The 8,334-nt window shown below is 72.2% G+C and carries 11 protein-coding genes and 6 tRNA genes; 8 read left to right on the top strand and 9 right to left on the bottom strand.

The window, feature by feature from the left end:
* Nucleotides 1-127: 127 nt before the first annotated feature.
* Nucleotides 128-199 (bottom strand) — tRNA-Val (locus AOK18_RS22475).
* A 108-nt stretch (nucleotides 200-307) separates the two neighbouring features.
* On the bottom strand, nucleotides 308-769 hold the full coding sequence (locus AOK18_RS22480) for a TIGR02611 family protein (RefSeq protein WP_055571405.1): 462 nt from the start codon (nucleotides 767-769) through the stop codon (nucleotides 308-310).
* A gap of 191 nt (nucleotides 770-960) precedes the next feature.
* Here AOK18_RS22480 and AOK18_RS22485 point away from each other — a divergent pair, with 191 nt between their 5' ends.
* Both AOK18_RS22485 and AOK18_RS22490 read left to right on the top strand, forming a co-directional pair.
* Nucleotides 961-1,374: an SsgA family sporulation/cell division regulator gene (locus AOK18_RS22485; RefSeq protein ID WP_004002642.1), complete on the top strand. Its 414-nt coding sequence runs from the start codon at nucleotides 961-963 to the stop codon at nucleotides 1,372-1,374.
* A 275-nt stretch (nucleotides 1,375-1,649) separates the two neighbouring features.
* On the top strand, nucleotides 1,650-2,210 hold the full coding sequence (locus AOK18_RS22490) for a CGNR zinc finger domain-containing protein (protein WP_055571404.1): 561 nt from the start codon (nucleotides 1,650-1,652) through the stop codon (nucleotides 2,208-2,210).
* 130 nt (nucleotides 2,211-2,340) lie between these two features.
* Here the strand turns inward: AOK18_RS22490 and AOK18_RS33415 are convergent, their stop codons facing one another.
* Nucleotides 2,341-2,493 carry a hypothetical protein gene (locus tag AOK18_RS33415; protein WP_167532532.1) on the bottom strand — a complete coding sequence of 51 codons (153 nt, stop codon included), beginning with the start codon at nucleotides 2,491-2,493 and terminating at the stop codon, nucleotides 2,341-2,343.
* Between the two features lie 205 nt (nucleotides 2,494-2,698).
* A complete protein-coding gene (locus tag AOK18_RS22495; RefSeq protein ID WP_055695522.1) occupies nucleotides 2,699-3,157 on the bottom strand; it encodes a hypothetical protein in 459 nt (152 codons plus the stop codon).
* A 336-nt stretch (nucleotides 3,158-3,493) separates the two neighbouring features.
* Here AOK18_RS22495 and AOK18_RS22500 point away from each other — a divergent pair, with 336 nt between their 5' ends.
* Complete coding sequence (locus AOK18_RS22500; RefSeq protein WP_055571403.1) at nucleotides 3,494-4,018, top strand: DsbA family protein; 525 nt, start codon at nucleotides 3,494-3,496, stop codon at nucleotides 4,016-4,018.
* A gap of 24 nt (nucleotides 4,019-4,042) precedes the next feature.
* Here AOK18_RS22500 and AOK18_RS22505 read toward each other — a convergent pair whose 3' ends face one another.
* The 3 genes from AOK18_RS22505 to AOK18_RS22515 form a co-directional block, all read right to left on the bottom strand.
* Nucleotides 4,043-4,921 carry a GNAT family N-acetyltransferase gene (locus AOK18_RS22505; RefSeq protein WP_055695519.1) on the bottom strand — a complete coding sequence of 293 codons (879 nt, stop codon included), beginning with the start codon at nucleotides 4,919-4,921 and terminating at the stop codon, nucleotides 4,043-4,045.
* Between the two features lie 68 nt (nucleotides 4,922-4,989).
* Entirely contained in the window at nucleotides 4,990-5,811 is an 822-nt protein-coding gene (locus AOK18_RS22510) for an aminotransferase class IV (protein ID WP_055571401.1), read from the bottom strand.
* Nucleotides 5,808-6,860 carry a chorismate-binding protein gene (locus AOK18_RS22515; protein WP_055695520.1) on the bottom strand — a complete coding sequence of 351 codons (1,053 nt, stop codon included), beginning with the start codon at nucleotides 6,858-6,860 and terminating at the stop codon, nucleotides 5,808-5,810. Before AOK18_RS22515 ends, AOK18_RS22510 begins: the two co-directional genes overlap by 4 nt.
* Before the next feature lie 155 nt (nucleotides 6,861-7,015).
* On the opposite strand from AOK18_RS22515, the gene AOK18_RS22520 reads away from it, so the two are divergent.
* From AOK18_RS22520 to AOK18_RS22540, 5 genes are all read left to right on the top strand, one after another.
* Nucleotides 7,016-7,088 (top strand) — tRNA-Gly (locus AOK18_RS22520).
* Nucleotides 7,089-7,124: 36 nt separating this feature from the next.
* Nucleotides 7,125-7,198, top strand: a tRNA-Cys gene (locus AOK18_RS22525).
* Between the two features lies 1 nt (nucleotide 7,199).
* Nucleotides 7,200-7,271: transfer RNA gene (locus AOK18_RS22530), tRNA-Val, on the top strand.
* A gap of 19 nt (nucleotides 7,272-7,290) precedes the next feature.
* Nucleotides 7,291-7,362: transfer RNA gene (locus AOK18_RS22535), tRNA-Val, on the top strand.
* Nucleotides 7,363-7,405: 43 nt separating this feature from the next.
* Nucleotides 7,406-7,477: transfer RNA gene (locus AOK18_RS22540), tRNA-Val, on the top strand.
* A 46-nt stretch (nucleotides 7,478-7,523) separates the two neighbouring features.
* Here AOK18_RS22540 and AOK18_RS22545 read toward each other — a convergent pair.
* The gene (locus AOK18_RS22545) at nucleotides 7,524-7,817 is read right to left on the bottom strand and encodes a TFIIB-type zinc ribbon-containing protein (RefSeq protein ID WP_055695521.1); all 294 of its coding nucleotides are present in this window, start codon (nucleotides 7,815-7,817) and stop codon (nucleotides 7,524-7,526) included.
* An 80-nt stretch (nucleotides 7,818-7,897) separates the two neighbouring features.
* Nucleotides 7,898-8,334 (bottom strand): phosphotransferase family protein (locus AOK18_RS22550; protein ID WP_157865145.1); only part of this gene is annotated, 437 nt, incomplete at its 5' end.

The raw sequence follows: 8,334 nt of genomic DNA on the forward strand, positions 1-8,334 counted from the left end.
GGCGCGGTGCGCCGGGTGGAGGTACCGTGCGGTTTTCCGTCGCCGCGCACCCGCGCGCCGGCCGGTGACACACGAACGCGCCGCGGCTCGGCTCACTGTCGGTGAGCCGGGCCGCGGCGTGATCCGGTGGGCGATACTGGGTTCGAACCAGTGACCTCTTCGGTGTGAACGAAGCGCTCTCCCACTGAGCTAATCGCCCGGACGCAGGAAGAACATTACCCCATGTCAGGGAGTGCCCGTGACGGGCCGGGGACCGAGGGAGCACCCGTGACGGGCGGGGGAACGACGGCCGCGCCTCCGCCCCGGCTCACTGGTTCTCGATCTTCCAGGGCATCACGAGACCGAACTTCCAGAGGTAGATCCCGGCCAGCACGGTCCCCGTCACGAGGGCGACGGTGGTCAGGATGAGGTTCCGGCGCCGCACCCGGGGATCGAGCGCGCGCTGCGCCGCCTCGGTGACCTTGCGCTTGGTCCACCGGAGCACCAGCTGGGCCCAGACGAACTCGGTCGCCCAGATCGCCATGCCGCCGAAGATCACCACCCAGCCCGGCCCGGGGAGCACCAGCATGGCGGCACCGGCCATCACGACCGCGAGTCCCACGACGAAGACACCCACCTGCCAGCTCAGGTGGAGGGTGCGGCGCGCCTTGACGAAGGCCGGCGCCCTGGAACCCAGCGCCCTTTCGTCCGATGCCTGGTCAGCCCTGTCCATCCCCGCTCGATCCGCCGTCATGGCCGCCTCGCCGGGTGTGTCACTCCCCGTGTTCATACGGCCAAACACTACCGGAGCCGTCTACTTCACCGGAACGGGCTCAGTTCGCGAACGACCTTTCGGCCGGTTGAGTTACGTAAACCCATGCAAAGCACGCAGAGGGGTTTACAACGGCACCGTAGGTGGCATGTCGATTTCGCCGACGTGCGAATCCCCGAGCGCACACTGAGCGAAAGGCCCTGGCGCTTATGAACACCACGGTCAGCTGCGAGCTGCACCTGCGCCTCGTTGTGTCGAGCGAGTCCTCCCTGCCTGTCCCCGCAGGCCTGCGGTACGACACGGCCGACCCCTACGCCGTGCACGCCACCTTCCATACCGGAGCCGAGGAAACCGTCGAGTGGGTGTTCGCCCGCGACCTCCTCGCCGAGGGGCTCCACCGCCCCACGGGCACCGGCGACGTCCGCGTCTGGCCGTCGCGCAGTCACGGTCAGGGCGTCGTCTGCATCGCCCTGAGCTCTCCGGAGGGAGAGGCTCTGCTCGAGGCCCCGGCACGGGCTCTGGAGTCCTTCCTGAAGCGTACGGACGCCGCCGTGCCTCCCGGCACGGAGCACCGGCACTTCGATCTCGATCAGGAGCTCTCGCACATCCTGGCGGAAAGCTAGGCGAGGGTTCACCAAGCTGCCCGACGCCGTCGACTCGGGGTGACGGCTCGGGCCCTGACAGCCGTACAACGGCACGCAACGGCGCCGACGCCGCGGGACACCGCGGGCGGCGCCGTTGTGCTGCGCGGGAGCTCCGGCACGGACTCCCGGCGGGACCGCTCCCCCGCGGCTTCCGGAGCCGCGTGCGAGCGAGGGCGCTCACGGGGTCGCGGAAGCCACTACCATCGGCCAGCATCGGCGGGCGCCCGCCCGACCCTCAGGCCAGGGAGCGAATCGTGCTGATCACCCACGACACCCGGTGCGCGCTGGACACCGTGGTGGATCTGGTGAACTCCGCGCCGGAGGACGACTCGGCACCGGACGGGCTGCCGGACGTCCCGGCTCTCGAGGCCTTCGTGCGCAGCCACGAGGTCAGCGAGGTCGGGGTCCTCACGGAGTTCGACCTGTCGGCGGTGCGCAGGATCCGCGGACGGTTCGCCTCGGTCTTCGCCGCCCCCGACGCGCACAGCGCCGCCAAGCTGATCAACGAGCTGGTCGCGGCCGCGGGCACCACGCCCCGGCTCACCGATCACGACGGTTACGACTGGCACGTGCACTACTTCGCCCCCGGTGCCTCGGTCGCCGATCACCTGGCGGCGGACTGCGGGATGGCACTGGCGTTCTTCGTGGTCGCCGGTGAGCAGGAACGACTGCGGCGCTGCGAGGCCCCGGACTGCCGGCACGCCTTCGTCGACCTCTCCCGCAACCGCTCCCGCCGCTACTGCGACAGCCGCACCTGCGGCAACCGCCTGCACGTCGCCGCGTACCGCGCACGACGCAAGGAGGCGGCGGGCTGAGCGGAGGCGACGGGGCCTCCCTCCGGGCCGGGTCTGCCGTGCCGCGTGAGCCGGTCACCCGGGGCGGGCTGCCCGGCGATGCCGTGCCGACGCGGTCCCGACGGGTGGCGCCGGGTACCGCGGGTACGGCTCACAGCCAGAGCAGGTCGTGCAGGGCGGCCGTGAGCAGCAGACACCCGATCACCGCAAGGAAGATCATCAGCGGTGGCTGGGAAAGGGCGAAGAGGCATCCGCGCGGCTCGTCCTGCTGCGGCGCGGCCTCGCTCTGTGTCGTGTCCAGCATCTCGCGGGGATCATGACGCATCGGGAGTGCCCGACGCGATCACCACTCCCGGACTGAACACGAGGGCACGATTCCCGCGCCCTCTCGTCCGAGTCGTGATCGTTCGCGCACACTCCGGGACCCTCTGTGACGCTTCGGCCTCTCGCCCTCCGCTCCCGCGTCACCCCGCGTCACTCGCGGTGCGGCGTCCCCGCCCGGGCCGGCTTCATATGCCGTGCTTCTTGAGGATCGCCTCGATGTCGCTGAAGTCGTCGTCGCTCTTGGGCGCGGCCGCGGGACGGGCCGCCGGGCGGGAGCCGGACCCCAGGGAGGGAGCCGGGGCCGTGGGGGCGACCGTGCCGGGCTGTGCGGGTGCGCCGGCCGCCCGGCGCTGCTGCTTGCGTTCCTTCCGCTCCTGGCGGGTGCCGCCGCGCCGGCGCTCCACCGCGCGGGTGGTCATGAACAGCACCCAGGAAAGGCCCAGCAGCCCGAAGCCCGCCCAGGCCGTGGGACTGAAGGCCGTGCCGGCCAGCCACTCGACGACACCGGTCATCACCAGGGCGATGGGAACGAGCGCGTAGGCGGCGATGCGGGTCGCGGTGAGGAAGCGCTTGCGGTAGGCCGTGACCAGCGCGATGCCCAGGCCTGCCGCGGACACGGCGGAGCAGACGGTCTCGGCAATCATCCGGCCCTCCAGGCGGGGTTCGGTGGCATCGGGCACTTCGTCCCTTCCATCCTGCACCTTCCGCCCCCTGCCGAGCCACGCCGCAGCCGCAGATCAGGGACATCTCCGGGTCGGCTCCTCCGCAGGTGCCGGTGCGGCGTACTCCCCCCGGGGCCTGCCGTTCGGATCACGCCGGGGCTCGCGAGTCCCGGCCCGGTCCCGTGGGCCCGGCGCCCAAGGACCAATGCCCGATGCCCGATGCCCGATGCGGCATGATCCACATGACGGCCCCCGGGAGGCCGGGCGGACGACGGGTCCGATTGGGTGCCGCGGCACGGGGCTGGAAGACTGTCGGTCATGAGTGACTCCTCCCCCGCCCGCGCCGCCGCCCCCGTACTCGACGTGTGGTGCGAGCTGCAGTGCCCGGACTGCCGTGACGCCCTCGACGATCTCCGCGCCCTGCGCGCCCGGTACGGCGACCGTCTGGAACTGCGGCTGCGGCACTTCCCCCTGGAGAAGCACAAGCACGCCTTCGCCGCCGCCCAGGCCTGCGAGGAGGCGGCCGAGCAGGGGCAGGGCTGGGCCTACGCCGAGGCCGTACTGGGGCGGGTCGAGGAACTGAGCCGTGCGGGAGAACCCTTCCTGATCGAGGTCGCCCGGGAACTCGGTCTGGACGCCGAGGAGTTCGACACCGCGCTGATCGACGGCCGGCACATCCTGATCGTGGACGCCGACCAGGCCGAGGGCAAGGCGATCGGGGTGACCGGCACCCCGACCTACGTCATCGACGGTGAGCGTCTCGACGGCGGCAAGAGCCAGGAAGGCCTGCGTGAACGCGTCGAGGAGATCGTGGACCGGCTCCTCGCCGGGCAGGACGGCTGACCCGGGGGCGCGCCCCTCCTCCCCCTACAGCAGGTGCTTGTACATCGCGTACCGCGTCGTCCCGTAGCCGAGCGACGCGTAGAGCCGCTCCGCCGGGGTGTTGTCCGTGAAGACGTTGAGACCGATGGCGCGTCTGCCCGCGGCGATCGCCTGCGCCTCGGCGAGCAGCATGAGGGACCGTCCGTGCCCCCGGCCCCGGTGCGCGGCATCGACCTCGACGTCGAACACGTACGCCTGCTCCGTGCGGAGCGCGAGCCACAGCGTGCCCACGGGTGTGTCCTCGTGCTCGAGGACGCTGAAGAGCATGTTCCTCGAAGCCCTCCCGTCGGGGAGCAGGTCGGCGTGGTCCTTGGCCGCCTTGGCCCGCGCCTCGGTCTCCGGCACACCGCGCTCGATCCAGTCCCGCGCGTACTCCGCCTCGCTCCTGGCCGACCAGGGGCCGAACTCGGCGTCGGTCATCGGCCGTCCGCGGCTGCCTTCCGGCAGGGCGGGCGGGACGTCCCCCAACGCCTTCTCCATGGCGTAGTTGCGCACGACGTAGCCGAGCGCGGTGGCGAGGCGGAGCGCGGGCCCGGCAGGGGCGCCGGACCCGGCCGCCCCCGCCTCCGCCCCTTCGGCTTCGGCTTCGGCTTCGGCGGGGACCGTGGCCTCGATGCGGCGGCAGCCCCAGCCGCGGACGATCTCCTCGGCGGCGAGTGCGGCCACCGTGCCCCGGCCGCGCCCGCGGTCCGGCTCGTCGATGCGCAGGCTCATGATCCGGGCCACCGCCTCACCGAAGACGGGATGCGTACCGATGTGTATGCGTCCGACGGGACGGCTGTTGACGCACACCCGGTAGCGGCGGGAGCGCGTGCCGTCGGGATTCTGCTGGAGCGGCTCGGCCGGCCGCAGGGTCGTGGTCACACCGATGTCCTACCCGCGCGGCCACCCGGATCAGCCGGATGTCACGCACCGACCCGCATCCGCCCCCGTCACGGATCGAGGTCGGCCGTCGCGTGCTCGTCGAAGATCCGCATGGCCTTGGCCGTCACCGGGCCCGGGGCACCGGGCAGTTCGCGGTCGTCGACGCGCCGCACGGCCTGCACGTCCCGCAGGGTGGAGGTGAGGAAGACCTCGTCGGCACGCTGGAGGACGTCCATCGGCAGATCGGTCTCGGCGGCACCGGTCCATTCGACGGCCAGCGCCCGGGTGATGCCCGCGAGGCAGCCGGAGGCGAGCGGCGGGGTGTGGATCTCGCCGTCCAGGACGACGAAGACGTTGGACCCCGTGCCCTCGCAGAGCCGGCCGAGCGTGTTGCCGAACAGCGCCTCCGAGGCGCCCTGTTCGCGGGCGCGGGCGAGGGCGACCACGTTCTCGGCGTAGGAGGTGGTCTTCAGGCCGGTGAGCGCCCCGCGTTCGTTGCGGGTCCAGGGGACGGTGATCACGGCGGTGGAGTCGGGACGGCGGCCGGTGTCGCCCAGGGCGACGACGAGGGTCGGGCCGTGTTCTCCCCGGTCGGAGCCGAGGGGGCCGTGGCCGCCGGTGAAGGTGATGCGCAGCCGGCCGAGCGGCATCGGGTTGGCCTCGATGACGGCCTCGCAGGCGCGGCGGACCTCGTCGAGGTCGGGTTCGGGCAGGCCGAGGCCCCGGGCGGAACGGGTCAGCCGGTCGAGATGCCGGGTCAGCGCGAACGGCCTGCCGTTCACGGTCTTCACCGTCTCGAAGATGCCGTCGCCCACGGTCAGTCCGTGGTCGAAGACGGAGACGCGGGCGGACTCGGTGTCCTGCAGCCCGCCGTCGAGCCAGATCTTCACCTCAGGGTCCCTTCGCTCACTTCGTGCCCGCCCGACGCTACCGCGAGCAGCCGGGACGCCTTCAGTTCGGTCTCCCGCCACTCCCCCTCCGGGTCGGAACCCCAGGTGATGCCGGCGCCGGTGCCGAACCGGAGCACGGCGCCGCCGTCCGGCTCCCGGTCGATCCAGAAGGTGCGGATGCCCACCGCCAGCCCGGCGGTGCCCCGGTCGGCGTCGACCCAGCCGATGCCGCCGCAGTAGGGACCCCGGGGCACCGGCTCCAGGGCGTCGATGATCCGCAGGGCGCTGGACTTGGGCGCGCCGGTGACGGAGCCGGGCGGGAACGCGGCGGCGAACAGCTCGGGCCAGCCGGCCCCGGGCCGCAGCTCGCCGCGCACCGTGGACACCAGGTGCACCAGCCCCGGGTGCTTCTCGACGGCGCACAGGTCGGGCACCGTGACGCTGCCGGTGACGCAGACCCGGCCGAGGTCGTTGCGGACCAGGTCGACGATCATCACGTTCTCGGCGTGGTCCTTCTCGAGGAGGTCGGCCTCGGTGCGGCCGGTGCCCTTGATCGGCCCGGACTCGACGGCGCGTCCCGCGCGGCTCAGGAAGAGTTCGGGCGAGGCGGTGGCGATCTCCACGCCGTGCCCCGGCAGGCGGATCGTTCCTGCGTAGGGTGCCGGGTTGCCGCGGGCCAGCAGGGCGGTGAGGGCGTCCACGTCGGCACCGGCCGGAACGGGTGCGGACAGCACCCGGCAGAGGTTGGCCTGGTACACCTCCCCGGCGGCTATGTGCTCGCGGACGCGCCGCACGCCGGCCACGTACGCGGCGTGGTCCAGGGAGGACGTCCAGTCACCGGCGGCCGGCCCGCGCCAGCCGCCCGGCACCGGCGCGGGCACCGGCTGCTCACGGACGTCGCGGAAGCGCGCGCAGGTCAGACGGCCCTCGAAGTCCGCGCAGACGGCCCAGAAGCCCTGCGAGTCCAGGGCCGCCGGGTCGTCGGTGACATCGAGGAGACCGGTCGCGACGCGGCTGCCGAAGCGGGCGAGGGGCGGGAGATCGAGCACGTCGTCGAGTCTATGGCGGGGGCCGCCGGGGTCACCCGGCCGTGTCCGTGAGCGGGCGCAGCGCAGCACGCTGCGCAAACGGGTTTTTGTACTGGCCCCGGAATCCGCTAGAGTTCACCACGTCGCCGGGACGCGCAAGCGGACCGGACCGGCAGGCGGACGTAGCTCAGTTGGTAGAGCGCAACCTTGCCAAGGTTGAGGTCGCGAGTTCGAACCTCGTCGTCCGCTCGAAGGATCGGGGGCCTCCCGGGCCCCTGCGCTCCTGGTGGAGTGGCCGAGAGGCGAGGCAACGGCCTGCAAAGCCGTCTACACGGGTTCAAATCCCGTCTCCACCTCCATGGACGATTAGCTCAGCGGGAGAGCGCTTCCCTGACACGGAAGAGGTCACTGGTTCAATCCCAGTATCGTCCACTGGATCTTCGGATCCCCCGCGCGATTAGCTCAGCGGGAGAGCGCTTCCCTGACACGGAAGAGGTCACTGGTTCAATCCCAGTATCGCGCACGCAGCACCCGCGGTCCGCTCCTCGGAGCGATCGCGGTCCCGAGGACGATTAGCTCAGCGGGAGAGCGCTTCCCTGACACGGAAGAGGTCACTGGTTCAATCCCAGTATCGTCCACCTCACCCGGAACCCCCGGCCGCCCGAGCGGCCGGGGGTTTCGTCGTCAGGACGAGAAGAGCATGCGGCCGAAGCCCTTGTTCCGGTGGTGGCCGTAGGGGTGGCTCCCGTGGTGGCCGCCGTGCGGGGCGCCCCACGCCGGCTGGGGCGCCGCCGGGTACGCCTGCGGGGGCGCGGGGGGCGGCGGCGCGGCCTGCTGGGACCACTGGGCCTCCAGCCGGGTCAGTGACTCCAGCTCGCCGTAGTCGAGGAAGATCCCTCGGCAGCCGCTGCACTGCTCGATCTGGACACCGTTGCGGTTGTAGGTGTGCATCGGCGCACGGCACTTCGGACACTGCATGATCGCTTCAACTCCTCGCCGGTCGGACCTGCTTCAGGTATCTCCAGGACAGACTCCGTCCGACTGCGGTCGGTTGCACCCTACTTCGTCGATTCGTGTGCCGGTCCGACCGGTACGGCGGCCATGCGCCGGCAGGCGTCGACCAGGGCGTGGTCCACCTCGTCCAGGGGCCGTCCGTCCGCCACCGCCTTGGTGACCGTCCGCGCGGCGGTCTGCACGGTGAGGGCGCGGGCCGGCACGTCCAGGACGGCCCAGGGGTCTTCGGCGGCGTCGAGGGCGGGCCCGCCCGCCGCCCGGTACGCGTCCAGGAAGCGCTCCCAGTCCTGCGGCGCCAGCAACCCGCAGGCGAACCAGGCGGCGGGACGGCCGAGGTCCCAGGCCGGGGTGCCGGAGCCGAGGTCGTCGACGTCGATCAGCCGCCAGGGCGCCCCGGGTGTCCGGACGAGCTGGCCGAGGTGGAGGTCGCCGTGGCACAGGGCGGCCGGCCCCGGCATGGGCGCCTGGGCGCGCGCCCAGG

The organism is Streptomyces prasinopilosus, from assembly GCF_001419695.1.
GTDB lineage: Bacteria > Actinomycetota > Actinomycetes > Streptomycetales > Streptomycetaceae > Streptomyces > Streptomyces prasinopilosus.

Coding starts and splice junctions, on each gene's coding strand:
- AOK18_RS33415 (WP_167532532.1), bottom strand. CDS start 2,493: ATGCTGGACACGACACAGAGCGAGGCCGCGCCGCAGCAGGACGAGCCG.
- AOK18_RS22480 (WP_055571405.1), bottom strand. CDS start 769: ATGAACACGGGGAGTGACACACCCGGCGAGGCGGCCATGACGGCGGAT.
- AOK18_RS22485 (WP_004002642.1), top strand. CDS start 961: ATGAACACCACGGTCAGCTGCGAGCTGCACCTGCGCCTCGTTGTGTCG.
- AOK18_RS22500 (WP_055571403.1), top strand. CDS start 3,494: ATGAGTGACTCCTCCCCCGCCCGCGCCGCCGCCCCCGTACTCGACGTG.
- AOK18_RS22545 (WP_055695521.1), bottom strand. CDS start 7,817: ATGCAGTGTCCGAAGTGCCGTGCGCCGATGCACACCTACAACCGCAAC.
- AOK18_RS22495 (WP_055695522.1), bottom strand. CDS start 3,157: ATGATTGCCGAGACCGTCTGCTCCGCCGTGTCCGCGGCAGGCCTGGGC.